Origin of the sequence: Aliikangiella marina (assembly GCF_007004765.1) — a bacterium.
Classification (GTDB): domain Bacteria; phylum Pseudomonadota; class Gammaproteobacteria; order Enterobacterales; family Kangiellaceae; genus Aliikangiella; species Aliikangiella marina.
The window spans coordinates 132,378-148,043 of the sequence record NZ_VIKR01000004.1 but is presented as its reverse complement, the minus strand read 5'-3'; the positions used below and the strand labels follow the sequence as shown (position 1 = coordinate 148,043).

Here is a 15,666-nt window from a genome sequence, read left to right as displayed (position 1 = left end):
GAGTTACAAACAAAAAACGCCATTTCCTTGTAAAATTTCAGGTTATTCTTTATGATCTTGCCGCAAATCCTGAGATAGGAGGCATCGCGCTGGATTTTTTTTCCGAAAAATCAAGTATATGCCGCTAACAAAAAAAGACATTTTTAAGAAAGAATCACCGGTCGATGGGGAGACAATCCGAATGAGTAATGAAGGTGTAGATACCGGCAAGCGCAGGTTCCTGACGCTCGCAACCGCTGGGGTTGGAGCTGTAGGTGCGGCATTTGTTGCGGTTCCTTTTATTGGATCCTGGAATCCTAGTGCAAAAGCCAAAGCTGCGGGTGCACCAGTGGAAGTGGATCTGAGCAAATTAGAAGTAGGTCAAATGGTCAAAGTCGAGTATCGCGGCAAGCCGGTTTTTGTGGTTAAACGCAGTGACTCGGTGGTGGAATCGTTAAAAAATACCAAAATCGATTTAAAAGATCCCAAGTCTGAAAATCCCGATCAACAACCCGAATATGTAGATGGTGAAATTCGCTCTATTCGCCCGGACATTATGGTGCTTGTTGCAATTTGTACTCATTTAGGATGTGTACCGCAACATAAAAAGGTTACCGAAGTCGATTGGGGTGGTGGGTTCTTCTGCCCTTGTCACGGTTCTCAGTTTGATTTAGCTGGGCGTGTTTTCTCAGGCGTTCCCGCATCTAAAAATCTGGAAGTTCCTCCCTATTCATATCTAAGCGACGATAGAATTATTATCGGTGTCGGACAGGAGGTAGCGTAATGTCTAGAATGGCTTCTTTCATGCAATGGATAGATGATCGTTTTCCGGCAACTAAAGTTTGGAATGAGCATCTTGCTGAATACTACGCACCAAAGAACTTTAACTTTTGGTATTTCTTTGGTTCTTTAGCTCTTTTAGTTTTAGTGAATCAGATTCTGACCGGTATTTGGTTGACAATGAATTACAACCCATCAGGTGAGCAAGCGTACGCATCTGTTGAGTTTATTATGCGCGATGTTGATTGGGGATGGTTACTGCGTTACATGCACTCAACTGGTGCCTCGGCATTTTTCGTGGTGGTTTATCTGCACATGTTCAGGGCTTTGATCTACGGCTCATTCAGAAAACCACGGGAGTTGGTATGGTTGTTCGGTATGATCATCTTCGTATTGCTAATGGCTGAAGCCTTCATGGGATACTTATTACCTTGGGGGAATATGTCTTATTGGGGTGCGCAGGTAATTATCAATCTATTCAGCGCGGTGCCGTATGTGGGTGACGACTTAACTCAATGGATTCGCGGTGACTACATTATATCTGGGGCAACATTAAATCGGTTCTTTGCGCTTCATGTGGTTGCACTTCCAATGGCGTTGTTATTGATGGTGTTTTTGCACATTGTTGCACTTCATAAAGTCGGATCGAACAATCCTGACGGTATCGAAATCAAGAAATACAAAGACGAAAATGGTATTCCGCTAGATGGTATCCCTTTCCATCCTTACTATACTGTCAAAGACATCGTTGGTGTCGCGGTGTTCTTGTTCTTCTTCTGCCTAATCATATTCTTTGCTCCTGACATGGGCGGTTTCTTCCTTGAGCCACCTAACTTTACGCCAGCAGATCCATTGAAGACTCCTGCACATATAGCGCCAGTTTGGTATTTCACACCGTTCTACTCGATTTTACGTGCGGTACCTGATCAACAGTTAGGCGTTGTTGCGATGGCTGCATCATTAATTGTGTTGTTCTTCTTGCCTTGGTTAGACAGAAGTAAAGTTAAGTCTATCCGTTACAAGCATTGGAGCTTTAAAGTTTGGTTAGCAATCTTTGTTGTTTCTTTCATTATTCTCGGTTATCTCGGAATGAAAGGGCCAACGCCAATGAGAACACTGGTTGCACAAATTTGTACTGTTTACTATTTCGCTTTCTTCTTTTTGATGCCTTGGTGGAGTCAGTGGGGAGAAACTAAGCCAGTTCCAGAAAGGGTGACACACTAATGAGAAAACTATTAATAAAACTAGCAGCGTGCCTTTCATTTTCATTGTTTTCTGCAACCGCTATGGCGGCAGAAGCGGGGCTGACGTTACCAAATGATAAGTTACCACGACTTTCGGGCGACTATCTTGAAGTCTCAATGCAACGTGGTATGCAAATCTATGTTAATAATTGCTTAGGGTGTCATGCTCTAGCTTTTCATCGTTACGAGCGCTCTGCGACTGATTTGGGTATTCCGACAGACGTAATGATGGAAAATATGATTTTCTCCGATGACAAAATCGGTGACTTAATGACTAACAATATGAATGCTAAAGCGGCTGCAAACTGGTTTGGTGCAGCGCCACCTGATTTATCAGTTGTCGCTCGAGCACGTGGGACCAAGTGGCTATATAACTATTTCCGCGGATTTTATGTTGATGACTCGCGTCCTTATGGGGTAAACAACTCAGTCTTTAAAGATGTTGGTATGCCGCATGTTTTAGAGGAGATGCAAGGGCTTCAAGCTAAAACCGATCAGGTTAAAAACCTTGAGAATGAAATAAGTTATGCGCAAGCCGATATGGCCAATGCTAAGAAACAGTTAGAAGAGGGTGGCAATAGTTCTGCACTCAACAAGACAATCAGAGAAGCTGAGGCAGTTATATCTGAGGCGGAAACTAAGTTGACTGAAATTTCTGAAGCGGGCAAATATTTTGAAATCGTTAAGGAAGGTCAACTTTCACCGCAGGAGTTTGATGATGCGATGCGCGACTTAACGTACTTTTTAGAGTATGTTGGCGAGCCGATCAAACGTGACAGAGAAAGATTGGGTGTTTGGGTTCTACTCTTCATCACATTCTTTGGATTTGTTGCATACCTGCTGAAGAAAGAATACTGGAAGGACATTCATTAATTTGAAACGTTTAATCAGTATCAAATCCTTCAATTTAAAACGATAGATGTTCAATCGAAAAGAGTAGCTGATTTAGGCAGCTGCTCTTTTTTACCAATACGGAGAACTCCATGGCAACAGTAGCCAAACGATCTGTAATGACTTTATATTCCGGTGCTGATGATGTTTACAGCCACCAAGTACGTATAGTTCTCGCCGAGAAAGGCGTTAATTTTGAAGCAATAGAAGTAGTCAGCAATCAACAGCCGCCAGAAGACTTGATTGATTTAAACCCTTACAACACCGTACCGACATTGGTTGACAGGGAGCTTGTGCTTTTTGAAGCATCTATCATTATGGAATATCTTGATGAGCGCTTTCCTCATCCTCCATTGATGCCTGTTTACCCAGTCGCGAGAGCTCGCTCTCGATTAATGATGCATCGAGTAGAAAAAGACTGGTACAGTCTAATGAATAGCATCCTCAATGGTAAGGAAAAGGAAGCTGAAAAAGCACGTAAAGAGCTAACTGAAAGTTTATTGACCCTTGCACCGGTTTTCAGTGAAACGCCTTATTTCCTCAGTGAAGAGTTTTCACTGATTGACTGTTGTTTAGCGCCGTTAATGTGGCGATTGCCAGCAATGGGAATAAAGTTAACAGGGCGTGGCGCAAAAGAAGTCAGCAACTACATGGATTTATTGTTCGAGCGAGACTCTTTCCAGGCTAGTTTGACCGATGCTGAGAGAGAGTTGAGAGATTAATTCGCAATTATGCAACCAGAATTTACTTCGAACAAACCGTATCTTTTCCGAGCAATTCTTGACTGGTTGCTCGATAACGATGCGACACCTTACATGTTGGTCGACGCAACAAGACCTGGTGTTGAGGTGCCGCAAGAGCACATTAAAGACGGTCAAATCGTTCTTAATATTAATCCTTCTGCAGTTCAAAATTGGCAGGTCGATAATGAGATTATATCTTTCAATGCCCGTTTTTCCGGGGTTGCGAGATTAATTATTGTACCGATGAGTGCCCTGTTGGCTATCTATGCACAAGAAAATGGCTTGGGTATGGCTTTCCCTGCTGAAGAGGAAAGCGAAGAAGAAGCCAGCTCGCCGAGTTTAGGGAGTGTCGACTCAGTTGAGGACGGTGACGGAACAGACGACCCGTCAAAACCGGAAAATAACAGCTCGCCAAATAAGAACAATGCGTCATCCAAAAAAGCGAACCATTTAAAAGTCGTTAAATAGCCCTTCTTTGACTTAGGCATTGTATCGGCGGAGTGTTTTAGGACTCTTCGCTGATGTATTCAAAAACTTTAACGACCTTCTTCACACCATCGATGTTTCGGGTAATCTCTACTGCTTGGTCGGCTTCTTGTGTTGTGACCAAACCCAGTAAAAAGACCTCGCTATTTTCAGTAACCACTTTAATTTTTGACGCGGGAAAATCAGAAGTGAACAGCATCGATGATTTGACTTTGGTGGTTAGAAACTCATCGTTGCGACGGGCGAAAAATGAAATTGGCGCAGCTATTCTTATTTGATTATGGATTTTGTTATCTTTCGCAATTTTCTTTATCTCTTCGGTTGCTCGCTGTTTTAAAGTTGCAGTTGGCGCCTGGCCGACAATCAACACGACATTGTTGTAACTGATTACATTGATGTTAGTGTTATCCCACAGCTCGTCGTCATCAAAGAATGAAGTGAAGGTTTTAAACTCAGTATTTTGATCTTCTATTTGAGTTTTGAAGTCTCTTCTGTCCTGTGATGCGTAAGCACTGGTCGTGGCACCGGCAATGATTAGAGTCTCGCAACCGCTAAGTAATGTGCTTAGAATAACGAGAGTGATAATTGCTAGACGTTTCATTAATATCCCCTGAAATAACAAAAAGTGAGCCTACTGGTTATCACCGAAGAGTGTACTATCGATTAAATCGCACAAACTATGAATCACCACCAAATGGACTTCTTGAATTCTTGCCGTCGAATTGGAAGGCACCCTGATTTCTACATCATTAGCACCGATCAAGCCAGCCATCTCACCGCCATCTTTTCCGGTGCAACTAATGATTAACATATCTTTAGCGAGCGCTGCACGCATTGCTTCTATCACGTTGCTTGAATTACCACTCGTTGAAAAGGCAAACAAAATGTCTCCCGGATGCCCCAGTGCTTTGACTTGTTTTGAAAATATTTCGCTGAAGCCATAATCGTTACTAATCGAGGTAAGCGTACTCGTGTCGGTCGTTAATGCGATTGCTGGCAGCGCAGGACGTTCTCTTTCGAAACGGTTAATCATTTCGGATGAAAAGTGTTGCGCATCTGCCGCCGAGCCACCATTACCGCATGTAAGAATTTTGCCGCCATTGAGCAAACAATTCACCATAAGTTGACCAGCTTTGGCGATTTTCTCTGGGAGCACGTCCGCAGCGGCAATCTTGGTTTGAATACTTTCTGTAAAACTATTTCTTATACGTTCAATCATGTAAAACTCGTCAGATTTTGGATTCTTTTAGCGTTACCATTCTGCGCTAAACGCATCTTTTATCCAATTATACTGCATTCTTTGCCCGTTGCCCTCTACACAAAAAACATCAAAACGACCTTGAGTTTTATTGGTGAGTTTATTTTGCTGTAAATAAAACTGAGCGGTATTAATAATTCGTTGGCGCTTTTTAAAGTTTACACTTTCAGCTGCACCGCCAAATCCGCTTTTTTTTCGGTAACGAACTTCAACAAAAATAAGCGTTTTGTCGTAACTTGCGATAATATCTATCTCGCCTAACTTACAAAGAAAATTAGTTTCGATAATTGAACAACCTTGTTGTGTTAAGTATTCACAGACGAGGGCTTCAATTTCTGAACCAAATTCACGTTTAGTTAGCCGACCGAACACTACCGCAATCTCTAGTCTTATTTGCTATCTAAAAATAAACTCGGTGTCGGTGACGAACCGGTATTAGATTCTTCGCGTTGTCTCACTTCTCGCTCTTTGGTGACAAAAGGGACGCCGCGATTAAATTGAGCCCAGGTTAAAAAGCGATGGACCAGACCATTTTCGTCAACAGCAAGCTCACCGCCTAAGCCACTCCAGCGATACTCAGGAAAAGCCTGTAAGATCGATAATTGAGTTAAAATCTTATAACTATCGAAACCCAATGCGAAATATCTACCGCGACCGTCGAGGGCTTCCGGCATGACTGATGATAGCTTTTGGCGACTCGATTGAAACTGGGACTGTTCGCTTAATAACAGCGGGATGTGAGGAAATTCGATGCCATTCAAATCAATATCTGTTTGCGGGTCTTTTTTACCTGAAAATACTGCAGAGGTCGCTATCACCGGAAGGTCATGAGCGAAATAGTAGTTGATAAAAGGTTTGATCATTCTGCCATCTTCAGGTCTGGCATGAAGGAAAATGAAATCTGCGTCTTGTCGACGGCGCATTTCAAACTCCAAGTTGCGACCGAGAAGTCGCTGTAAGGCTGATTTACGTTTGATACTTTTGTCTACGCCCAGCATTTGCTGGACATCTTGTTTTATTTTTTTCTTTTCTTTGTAGGTCTGAACTTGAATAAGTTCACCCCCCAACTGCTCAAAATACGCTTGGAAAGCTTTCTGAGCACGCTCGCCTGTCGACGTATCAGGTAAAAACGCTACCGCTTTTCGATAGCCCTTTTCAAATGCAAAATGCGCCGCTTGAACCGCTTCGTCCTCTACCGGTAGCCCGAATTGAAAGGCAAGCGGGTGCTGGTATTTTTGCTCTTCGAGTTGATTTAAGGCCAGAATTGGCGTCGCAAGCGCTTCTTGGTCAAGAATGGCTTCTACCGATTCTTTAGTTAACGGTCCAATAATGAAATCTGCGCCATCGTCGATTGCTTGATTGTAGGTTGTCAGTGGAGACAGGTGTTTTGCTGTGTCGTAAAACGACAACAGCGGTGCTTCTTCTGATGAGGCCGACTGATAATGAGCAGCGACGATTCCATCATGAATCATTTTACCAAAAGAGGCGAGTTTTCCTGATAGTGGCAGCAATACCGCAATTCGCTTCGCGCTGATTTCTTCAGCCGCTGCTGCGCGCTTTAGCGTTTCTGGCTGATGGACCATGCTTGGGTGCAGCGGGTATCGCTGTTTCCAAAGCGCTAATTCGCTGAGTAAGCGCTCTGGGTGATATCCCCATCGTTTGTTTAAATAGACGATTTCGAGCCAACCATTGACGCGCCGGCTGTTAAAATCTGAAATTAATTGCTGAAGGAAGTCTGTTTCAATCTGGTTGAGTGCTTCCCAGGTCTTTTGGCTGTTTTCCGCTAGGGCATGGGAATTATCAATCATATCCGTCAGCTCTATTCTCAGCTTTGCCGCCTCGAAATAGTTTCCGTTTGCGAGGTAGCTATCTGATAGTGCTTTACCGTAGCGAATTTGCCATTCGATCGATTTGGCGGCAGGGTTTGTAACGGTTTTTAGCTGATTAAGCGAGCGCTCACTTGCCGCTAAAGCCAACAATACCTCCCCGTAATGCAGATAAAAATCATCCATTTGTAACGGTGTGAGAGTCTGCTGGTTAACGTGAATAAGCAGCTCTTGTGCTTTTTCATAGCGTTGCTCGAGCACCAGAAGTCCTGCAGCTTGAACCAGAAGCGGACCCTTGCGTTCCGCAGAGGCTTGTTGTGCCTGTTTAATCAGAGCCTCTAAGCTTTGTTGATTATTGATTGCGCGATTATTTTGGTTACGCACTTCTCCACCGCCGCAAGCTTGCAGCATGAGCAAAACTATCACGAGCACGATTAAGTGGTTGCCTTGTGTGATAAATTTATTCATGATCCCTAACAACTCCAGTGTTATACCAATGGCAAAATCAACTTATGAACGTACCTTCTAAGGACAAGCAGCTGCGAACTTCAGAAAAAACGCTCAAAGAATTCGAGCAAAATACCGACAATTCTGGATATGGCTGTTTATATGTTGTTGCCACCCCAATCGGTAATCTTGATGATATCAGCGATCGCATGAGACAAACATTGGCTAAAGTCTCAAAGATCGCAGCTGAAGATACTCGTCGTACGCGCCAGTTATTATCGCATATTGGAGTAGATACGCCATGCTTTTCATTACACGATCATAATGAGAGACAAAAACTCGATTCAATAGTTCATCAGCTAAAATCAGGTGAGTCGATTGCACTCGTATCCGATGCAGGCACACCGCTGATCAGCGACCCTGGCTACCCTTTAGTCGCTCGTCTCAGAGCAGAATCGATAAAAGTGATCCCCATCCCCGGGCCCTGCGCGCTGATAGCGGCACTGTCGGTAGCGGGGTTACCCAGCGATAGATTTATTTTTGAAGGGTTTTTGGCGGCAAAGCCTAAGGCGAGACAATTGACACTTGAGCGATTAAAAGAAGAAACTGCGACCTTAATATTTTATGAGTCTTCACATCGTATCAAAGCCAGTTTGGCTGATATGGCTAAAGTGTTTGGTCCGGAGCGGAGAGTCGTTATTGCCCGCGAGTTAACTAAAACCTTTGAGACTCTATTAGACGCTAGTTTATCGGACTTGATAACGCGTTTGGATGTGGATGCCAACCAGTCAAAGGGTGAGTTTGTGGTTATGGTGAAAGGCGCTGAAAAAAACAAGCTGTGCATTTCACCGGAGGCAATTAAGCTGGCTGAGTTATTAACTGATTATTTACCGGGAAAACAGGCTGCAAAAATAGCGGCTGAGTTTTTTGGTGAGAAGAAAAATCAACTTTATAATCACCTACTTGATCAAAAATGAGTCAAATTGGCTGCATCGGGTTTTAAGTGCTTTAAGTAGTCACTGGTTATCTTGCAGTAACTAAAGTCACTGTTCGGTTGGAGTATGTGAGAAAATTAAGTTTTAGTGAATGAGAGAATCATCAAGTGAATAAATGGATCAAGCAGAAAGTCATTGAAGAGTTCAAAGACAGTGAACATGACCTAGTCATTAACCTGCTTGCGAAAATTCATCTCAATGATGTCTGGAACTCAGCGGCTGACTTAGACAGTACCCAAGAGAGTATTTTAATATTAGCCAAAGGTAGTGTTCATCGAGTAAGAAGCCTTGTTAAGTCGGCTAAGGTCGATTTTAGAGATGTTGTAGCGGCAGCATCAACCGACCCCGCTGTTAAACCCAAGCTACCTTAAATCTTATCTACCTTAAACCCTATCTACCTTAAACTCGCCGTCATAAACCTAGCCCTGCCGTAAACCGAAGCGGTTTTAGACCTCAACTAGACAATCGAGATTTCGAATCGTTAGTTAATCGTATCATTGAAGTTACTATTGAAATCACTTTGAGAGATTTATTTCCGTCAAATTGTGTTTTAGCGGCTACAGAATCAGCGCGTTTTCCATCATATTATTTCTTGAAGTCCGAGCAGCATATAATACGAAAAAGCTAGCTTTTATGTGGAATAATTATCCGCGCTTAACGTTGGCTACTCGATGATCGAAGAAAAGAGGGGGAAACACAATGCATTATCAAGCACCTTTTGGGCGAGCTACGCTATTAATCACGCTATTTTCCAGTCTGTTGATGGTTGCGTTACCCATCGTATTACTGGTGTTGATTCCTGTTGCGTTGTTTTCACTTGCAGCTATCTCTTTAATGATTCCTATAGCGATACTGCTTGCATGTTTTTGGTATCGAGTGACTGGTTACCAACTGGATAGTCGCGAACTAACCATCAAGCGATTGGTCTTCGATTTTATTATTCCGCTCGATGAAATCGAGAGTGTCGAGTTTGATCAAACGGCGATGAAGCGTTCGTTACGTATGTTCGGCAATGGGGGGCTATTTGGGTTTTATGGCTATTTTCGTAATGACCGCTATGGTAGTTTTCGCGCTTTTGTTACCGATAGTCAAAATGTCGTTGTGATTAAAACGAGCGAAAAGATTTTTATGGTTTCTCCTGACAAGCCTGAGAAATTTGTCAACAAGCTGAATGATTTGTTGGCCAAAAAAAACGCGAAAAAATGACACTCATTAAGCGGTGGCTGACTCCATCGCTAGGCCTTGAATGACTGATTCGAGAAACTCAACATTGTCTTTGAATCGCTCTACATCTTGAGTGCATTTCGAATTACATTGAATTCCTTGAAATGAGCTTACCAAAAAGCGGGATGTTTTAACGGGATCGGTGGTGGGTTTAATGGAGCCATCCTCAATTCCTTGTTTGATTAAGCCCGCTATCATATTGCTCCAATTATCAAAGATACTATTAATACGAACTCTGAACCCTTCATCTTCATAAGACATCTCTTGTCCTAAATTAGTTAAAGGACAACCAACCTCTAAGTCTGCCTCACACATCGTTTCAGTCGGATTAAAGGATTGTGCAATAATTTCGAGTGGCTCACCACCCGTTTCAACAAGTTGGTTTAAGTGATCAATAAACTGTTTATGAAATAACTCGTCCACAACGGCATATCCGAGTGCTTGTTTATTGGGAAAATGATGGTAGATTGCCCCTTTAGTCAGTCCGGTTTTTTCCACCACTTCATCAACACGAAGCCCTTTGTATCCATGTCGATGGATCAAATCGGCAGTAACCTCAAGGATTTGTTGACGAGTTTGTTGTGGGTTTTTCTTACGGACCATCGGAACTTCTCATAATGCTATCGATATCAACTACTATGCACTAGTGTACTCTTTCATTGTAGGTTAATTAGTTTTGATTTGGAATAGGCCTAGTGATTCAAAAACACCAGCTCGTGCACATCCAACATTGTATTGCTATCGAATAGTTGGTTAGATCGGAATTAGACACGAGCTGGTACCTGCAGACAAGAGTGTTATCGAGACCTTTTAAGGCTATTTCGATTAAAACTAGAATCATCGAGCCCAACTTTAAATTGGTAATTACTCCAGATTAAATCAGTGGTTTTTTCGGATTGATGATTGACCATTAGCATCTTATGTGACCGCCAATACTGATCAAGATATTGTTGATAATCTTGATACTCTAAAGTTTTAAGTAATTGATTCTTACGATCATAAAACTCGGTTTTTAGTACTCGATATTCTTTCTGATCAATCCAGGAAATCAAGCGCTTATACCCAGAGTGCTTATAATTTGGATAGTACTCTATTACAAACGTTGATTCTCCATTGAATTCTTCATCACGCAAATACTTGTAGGAGTATTTGCCAACTTCAAACGAACTGAGATCTTCAAATGCAAATTCGCTTCCCATAAATGGACCAGACTTGTTCGATGAAGAAATGCGTTTGACTCGCTTAAGTGCTGGTAAATAGAGCCATTGATCATCGGGAGTAATGATTCGAGAATAGGATAAAAATGCAGTTCCCTTGACGTCTTTTGGGCTATCAAAAATGGTTAAACTTTTGTCGCCATTATCCTCGCCAGCAACTTCTTTACTTTTAATTCTGATTTTACGCTCGCTGGTTTCTCCTTGTTTGTTGGATAAAACCATTAACATATCAGCCGTTGAATCCTGCCACCCTAAGTCACGCCTATCGGCTTCTTTAGCGATCGCTAACCCTTTTTCTTGCGCTGTTTGGGCATCGATGTTAGCCGACAAGACTAGCGTCGCTGTCGCGATTGATGCGAGTAGAAACTTGTTCATCTTGCTTCTCCTTTTCATAAGTCATTAATAAAGCGGGTAATAGTAGAAAGTCGATAATTAAAGCGATTGAAATCGTTAAGGCTGTCATGACACCCATATCTGAGTTCAAGCTAAAGGTAGAAAATGACATCACGCTAAACCCTGCGACTAATACGAGTGTAGTCGTGACCAGTGCGCGGCCGACGTTGGCAAACGCATAACGAATTGCGGCTTCAACCGATAAGCCTTTTTCCTCTCGAGCTCGCAGGTATTTACTGAGGAAGTGAACCGTATCATCGACCACGATTCCCAAGGTCATTCCTGCTACCATTGCCAACGACATACCGACTTGGGCAACGAAAATTCCCCAGATGCCGAAAGCGACAAAAGCGGGTACTAAATTAGGCACCAGTGAAACGAGGCCCATTCTTTTTGAGCGAAGCGCCACTGTAAGTAACAACGAGATGAGTACCAACGCGATTGCGGTCCCCCCGAGCATTGAAACGATATTTCTTTCGCCGATGTGAGCAAACATCAAAGAAGGACTTGCCACATCAAACTCAAATCCTTGACCATTAATAACTAACCAAGCGCCTAATTTGTTCTCTAAGGCAATTGTCTCTTTGGTTGATAAATTTTTGGCCGTTACGATCACTCGAGTCGCTGATTTTTTTACGTTAATTTGATTGTTTAAATCGAGTCCGTAAGGTAGCGACATTTCGTAGAGTAGGAGATACTGGGCGGCAAGTTCTCTCTCTTGTGGTAAGCGATAAAAACTTGCATCATCACTATGCATATTCTTATTTAAGCGCGACATAGTATCGGTAAATGTGTTGACGTGGATTACTTCAGGCAGTGCTTCAGCCATTTGGGTGAAGTCTTCTACTGTTTTCAGAAATTTAGGATCGCTCACGGATCCTTCTTCTCCAGCTTTTATTGAAAACTCCAGGGTATAAAGGCCAGTAAGGTTTTCCAAGACAAAGTCAGTGTCATTTCTAAAATCAACACTTTCATCAAAGTACTGAACCCATTCATCATTCAATTCATTTCGCGGTAAGAATGCAACAGAGACTATTGCAAAAATAGTCATTCCCCATAAAAGCTTTTTCCGGTTTCCAATCACGAAGTTGGCAATGGCATCCATTGAGTTTGACTTATCTGCTACGATTAATTTTTGTTTAACTGGAAGCGCTAGTATTAGCGCTGGCAACAAAGTAACAGAGAAGATAAACGCTGCAGTAACGCCAATAGCGACGATATTACCGAGATCATGAAATGGCGGGACTTCGCTAAAATTCATGGTTAAGAATCCGATTACCGTAGTCACACTTGTCAAAAAGATAGGCTGCAGGTTAATGCGCAAGCTTTCTTGCATTGCGTCGAATTTATTCATCCCTCGATGGTAGTGCTGTAAAAATGTTACCAATACATGGACAGCATCGGCCACCGCCATTGTGAGTATTATGGTTGGCGCAGAGCTAGAAGGCGGCGTCAATTTAATGCCCAACCAGCCAGTTAACCCCATAGCCGTAATAATTGAGGCTAAAATCATCACCAGCGTTGCAAAAGTCGCGGTTATGCTTCTCAGTAAAATACCAAGAGTAACCAACACGACTAAAAACATGAGCGGAACGATTGTTCCCATATCTTTTTGAGAGGCATCTTGGAATGCTTGATTGAGCATCACAAAACCAGTCATATAAACTTCAAGATGGGGGTATTTCTGTTGCAACTCTTGCTTTAAGTTGGCAGAAAATTGAGCGACTTTTGAATTCTCATCGAGGGCCTTGCCTGGCAATTTAACGGTGACATTAACGGCTGCGACATGGCCTGTCGGAGAGACTAGCCGATGAACCAATAGCGGTTCATCAAGAGAAACTGACTTGATGTACTCGATTGAGCTGGGGGTTAAGGCTAGTTCGTCACCGGCTAAGTCCGCGACAATTAAATCATCTTCTTCTGCACGAGTGTGCTGATAGTTGCTAATCGAGTCAACTCGAGTGGAGAAGGGCGTTTGCCATGCTTCAGTCGTCAACCATTGAATGGCTCGCAAGGTATCTTCAGTGAATACATCTTGGTCATTTTTAGGTTTAATGACAAACAACACATTGTCTGACTTTTCGTAGGTGTTTTGTAAACTCTCATAAGCCTCTAGCTGTTCATTCCCTTTATCGAAAAAGACTCTGTAATCGGTAGTAAAACCAAGTTTGGTTGCGCCTAGACCAGCTAAACCGATTGACACAATGCCAATGACAAGTAGAAGCCAGCGGAAACGAATGATGTAATTCGCTAGTATCGCGGACATGTTAATTCCTCTCTGATAATTCGGTAGTAAGTGTTGTGTAAGTGATAAATCAAGATTATTCCGACCAGTTGGTATGTAATATACATACCAACTAGTATGTATGCAAATGAAAAATCAATAGATCTCACCAAAACTTGCAGTGAACAAGCGTTTGATCGATTCTAAGTTCTTAAAAAATAGGAAGAAATTACCTTAGAGGTAATAAGGATTGTTTTTTGTGAAAACTTAACAATTTGCTTAGTTTTGCTATTTTCAATACCAGGTCTTTATAATCGGTCACGCACAACAGCAACAAAAACCGATCACAGAAAATAATAATTAGATCTGGCGAGCTAACCTTATTGGTATATTCAATCTAATATCGTTTGCCAGCAAATAGGGAGAATATTGCGTAATGAGTTCAATTAAAGTTCCACACACGCTTGTACTGTTATTCGGCATGGTTCTTTTAGCTTACCTAGCGACCTTTTTAGTGCCGGCAGGGACTTTCGAAATGGCGACAAAAGATGGGCACCAAGTTGTCATTCCGGGCACCTATCAACAATTAGAAAATGTTGACCCACTTCCTTTATGGTCGGTTTTTACGGTGATACCAAGAGCGCTCGGCGAAGCTCAGGGGATAATCTTTTTTCTCTTTTTAATCGGTGGAGCGCTCGCGGTTATTCGTTCAACGGGCGCTATCGACGCAATTTTAGGCAAAGTCTTAGATAAATTTTCTCATCGGCCTGCGATGTTGCTTTTTATGGTGATGTTATCGTTTATGGCCGGATCAGCATCGATTGGAATGGCAGAAGAATACATCCCGTTGGTGCTTATCTTAATCACAATTTGTGTCTCCTTAAAGATGGATACGGTGGCAGCTGTTGCCACTATGGTCGTCGGTTACGGAATGGGATATGGGGTTGCTGCGATTAACCCTTTTACCGTGCTCGTCGCTCAGGGTGTTGCCGGGGTAGAGTTAGCGTCCGGTTGGGAGTATCGGTTGGCGCTGTTTGTGCCGTTCATGGCCGTTGGCTTTCATCATCTTTGGGGATATTCGAGCAAGGTTTTAGAAAATCCGCAAAATAGTTTGGTTTATGATGTGGCAGAAGCTCAGCCGCCAACGGTTGAAGGTCATCCCGAACTAAACGCTCGTCGCAAAATTGTTTTATGGGCGACATTGATAACGCTTGTTGGGATTGTTTGGGGAATTGCAAAGTACGGCTGGTACTTTAAAGAATTGGGTGCGATATTTTTAGGTTTGACACTCGTTGTAGTTTTCGTGTCAGGCATCACTTTAGATGATGCCGCAAAAAAATTTATTGAAGGTGCATCAGAATTGACGGGGACTGCAATTTTGATTGGCTTTGCTCGAAGTATTGAACTAATACTCTCGGACGCCCAGGTTTTGCATACCATTGTTAATGCGCTATCACAGCCTTTAACCTATGCGGGCGCAGAACTTGCTGCGGTAGGAATGTTGCTCATTCAGAGTGTTTTAAACTTTTTTATTCCTTCAGGTTCTGGCCAAGCTTATGTCACGATGCCATTGATGGCACCCATCGCAGATATCGTTGGTGTTTCACGCCAGGTTGCAGTGCTCGCTTATCAGATGGGTGATGGGCTAATGAATATGATAGTCCCTACCAATCCAGTATTAATGGGTATTCTCGGTATGTGCGGTATTCCTTACAGTCGTTGGCTTAAATTTATAGGTCCATTAATCTTAAAACTGTTGAGTCTCAGTGCGGTTAGTCTGGTGGTAGCGGTGCTAATTAATTATCAATGATGTTCGCTAAGCGTTGTTTGATTGGGTAAAGAAAAAGGCTGGTTAATTCGGTCTTTTTTTGGTTCGAGCCGATTAATAATGGTTACCAAGTTTATAACTAAAAATTAGAAGTAAGAGTTTTATAATCACGAATAAAAATACGCATTTTA

Annotated in this window: 16 protein-coding genes; 9 read left to right on the top strand and 7 right to left on the bottom strand. The window is 42.5% G+C overall.

The window, feature by feature from the left end:
* The first annotated feature begins 181 nt into the window (after positions 1–181).
* The 5 genes from petA to FLL45_RS15385 all read left to right on the top strand — a co-directional run bounded on the left by petA (position 182) and on the right by FLL45_RS15385 (position 4,105).
* The gene (gene petA, locus FLL45_RS15405) at positions 182–763 is read left to right on the top strand and encodes a ubiquinol-cytochrome c reductase iron-sulfur subunit (RefSeq protein WP_142942961.1); all 582 of its coding nucleotides are present in this window, start codon (positions 182–184) and stop codon (positions 761–763) included.
* 8 nt (positions 764–771) lie between these two features.
* Positions 772–1,983 (top strand): cytochrome b, encoded by a 1,212-nt coding sequence (locus FLL45_RS15400; protein ID WP_142943328.1) that lies wholly within the window; start codon positions 772–774, stop codon positions 1,981–1,983.
* Positions 1,983–2,876, top strand: a complete 894-nt coding sequence (locus FLL45_RS15395) for a cytochrome c1 (RefSeq protein WP_142942960.1) — start codon at positions 1,983–1,985, stop codon at positions 2,874–2,876. Before FLL45_RS15400 ends, FLL45_RS15395 begins: the two co-directional genes overlap by 1 nt.
* A 110-nt stretch (positions 2,877–2,986) precedes the next feature.
* Positions 2,987–3,616, top strand: a complete 630-nt coding sequence (gene sspA, locus FLL45_RS15390; protein ID WP_142942959.1) for a stringent starvation protein SspA — start codon at positions 2,987–2,989, stop codon at positions 3,614–3,616.
* A gap of 9 nt (positions 3,617–3,625) precedes the next feature.
* Positions 3,626–4,105, top strand: a complete 480-nt coding sequence (locus FLL45_RS15385) for a ClpXP protease specificity-enhancing factor (RefSeq protein WP_142942958.1) — start codon at positions 3,626–3,628, stop codon at positions 4,103–4,105.
* A gap of 37 nt (positions 4,106–4,142) precedes the next feature.
* Here FLL45_RS15385 and FLL45_RS15380 read toward each other — a convergent pair whose 3' ends face one another.
* The 4 genes from FLL45_RS15380 to FLL45_RS15365 are packed head-to-tail and all read right to left on the bottom strand — an operon-like array spanning position 4,143 to position 7,675.
* Positions 4,143–4,724, bottom strand: coding sequence for a BON domain-containing protein (locus tag FLL45_RS15380; RefSeq protein WP_142942957.1), 582 nt, complete (start codon positions 4,722–4,724; stop codon positions 4,143–4,145).
* A 30-nt stretch (positions 4,725–4,754) separates the two neighbouring features.
* Positions 4,755–5,342 (bottom strand): phosphoheptose isomerase, encoded by a 588-nt coding sequence (locus tag FLL45_RS15375; RefSeq protein ID WP_142942956.1) that lies wholly within the window; start codon positions 5,340–5,342, stop codon positions 4,755–4,757.
* A gap of 33 nt (positions 5,343–5,375) precedes the next feature.
* Positions 5,376–5,753, bottom strand: a complete 378-nt coding sequence (locus FLL45_RS15370) for a YraN family protein (protein WP_185964490.1) — start codon at positions 5,751–5,753, stop codon at positions 5,376–5,378.
* Positions 5,754–5,770: 17 nt separating this feature from the next.
* Positions 5,771–7,675 (bottom strand): penicillin-binding protein activator, encoded by a 1,905-nt coding sequence (locus FLL45_RS15365; protein ID WP_142942954.1) that lies wholly within the window; start codon positions 7,673–7,675, stop codon positions 5,771–5,773.
* Positions 7,676–7,719: 44 nt separating this feature from the next.
* Between FLL45_RS15365 and rsmI the strand changes: the two genes are divergently transcribed.
* From rsmI to FLL45_RS15350, 3 genes are all read left to right on the top strand, one after another.
* On the top strand, positions 7,720–8,631 hold the full coding sequence (rsmI, locus tag FLL45_RS15360) for a 16S rRNA (cytidine(1402)-2'-O)-methyltransferase (protein WP_142942953.1): 912 nt from the start codon (positions 7,720–7,722) through the stop codon (positions 8,629–8,631).
* Between the two features lie 125 nt (positions 8,632–8,756).
* Entirely contained in the window at positions 8,757–9,020 is a 264-nt protein-coding gene (locus tag FLL45_RS15355; RefSeq protein WP_142942952.1) for a hypothetical protein, read from the top strand.
* 328 nt (positions 9,021–9,348) lie between these two features.
* Positions 9,349–9,855: a PH domain-containing protein gene (locus FLL45_RS15350; protein WP_142942951.1), complete on the top strand. Its 507-nt coding sequence runs from the start codon at positions 9,349–9,351 to the stop codon at positions 9,853–9,855.
* 6 nt (positions 9,856–9,861) lie between these two features.
* Here FLL45_RS15350 and FLL45_RS15345 read toward each other — a convergent pair whose 3' ends face one another.
* From FLL45_RS15345 to FLL45_RS15335, 3 genes are all read right to left on the bottom strand, one after another.
* Complete coding sequence (locus FLL45_RS15345) at positions 9,862–10,476, bottom strand: TetR/AcrR family transcriptional regulator (protein ID WP_142942950.1); 615 nt, start codon at positions 10,474–10,476, stop codon at positions 9,862–9,864.
* Between the two features lie 194 nt (positions 10,477–10,670).
* The gene (locus tag FLL45_RS15340; protein ID WP_246075842.1) at positions 10,671–11,465 is read right to left on the bottom strand and encodes an outer membrane lipoprotein-sorting protein; all 795 of its coding nucleotides are present in this window, start codon (positions 11,463–11,465) and stop codon (positions 10,671–10,673) included.
* Positions 11,410–13,749 carry an efflux RND transporter permease subunit gene (locus FLL45_RS15335; RefSeq protein WP_142942948.1) on the bottom strand — a complete coding sequence of 780 codons (2,340 nt, stop codon included), beginning with the start codon at positions 13,747–13,749 and terminating at the stop codon, positions 11,410–11,412. Before FLL45_RS15335 ends, FLL45_RS15340 begins: the two co-directional genes overlap by 56 nt.
* A gap of 394 nt (positions 13,750–14,143) precedes the next feature.
* Between FLL45_RS15335 and FLL45_RS15330 the strand changes: the two genes are divergently transcribed.
* Positions 14,144–15,517, top strand: coding sequence for a YfcC family protein (locus tag FLL45_RS15330; protein WP_142942947.1), 1,374 nt, complete (start codon positions 14,144–14,146; stop codon positions 15,515–15,517).
* Positions 15,518–15,666 lie beyond the last annotated feature (149 nt).

Excerpts from the sequence above, each read along its gene's own strand:
- petA (WP_142942961.1), top strand. The coding sequence starts at position 182 with ATGAGTAATGAAGGTGTAGATACCGGCAAGCGCAGGTTCCTGACGCTC.
- FLL45_RS15400 (WP_142943328.1), top strand. The coding sequence starts at position 772 with ATGGCTTCTTTCATGCAATGGATAGATGATCGTTTTCCGGCAACTAAA.
- FLL45_RS15395 (WP_142942960.1), top strand. The coding sequence starts at position 1,983 with ATGAGAAAACTATTAATAAAACTAGCAGCGTGCCTTTCATTTTCATTG.
- sspA (WP_142942959.1), top strand. The coding sequence starts at position 2,987 with ATGGCAACAGTAGCCAAACGATCTGTAATGACTTTATATTCCGGTGCT.
- FLL45_RS15385 (WP_142942958.1), top strand. The coding sequence starts at position 3,626 with ATGCAACCAGAATTTACTTCGAACAAACCGTATCTTTTCCGAGCAATT.
- FLL45_RS15380 (WP_142942957.1), bottom strand. The coding sequence starts at position 4,724 with ATGAAACGTCTAGCAATTATCACTCTCGTTATTCTAAGCACATTACTT.
- FLL45_RS15375 (WP_142942956.1), bottom strand. The coding sequence starts at position 5,342 with ATGATTGAACGTATAAGAAATAGTTTTACAGAAAGTATTCAAACCAAG.
- FLL45_RS15365 (WP_142942954.1), bottom strand. The coding sequence starts at position 7,675 with ATGAATAAATTTATCACACAAGGCAACCACTTAATCGTGCTCGTGATA.
- rsmI (WP_142942953.1), top strand. The coding sequence starts at position 7,720 with ATGAACGTACCTTCTAAGGACAAGCAGCTGCGAACTTCAGAAAAAACG.
- FLL45_RS15350 (WP_142942951.1), top strand. The coding sequence starts at position 9,349 with ATGCATTATCAAGCACCTTTTGGGCGAGCTACGCTATTAATCACGCTA.
- FLL45_RS15345 (WP_142942950.1), bottom strand. The coding sequence starts at position 10,476 with ATGGTCCGTAAGAAAAACCCACAACAAACTCGTCAACAAATCCTTGAG.
- FLL45_RS15340 (WP_246075842.1), bottom strand. The coding sequence starts at position 11,465 with ATGAACAAGTTTCTACTCGCATCAATCGCGACAGCGACGCTAGTCTTG.
- FLL45_RS15335 (WP_142942948.1), bottom strand. The coding sequence starts at position 13,749 with ATGTCCGCGATACTAGCGAATTACATCATTCGTTTCCGCTGGCTTCTA.
- FLL45_RS15330 (WP_142942947.1), top strand. The coding sequence starts at position 14,144 with ATGAGTTCAATTAAAGTTCCACACACGCTTGTACTGTTATTCGGCATG.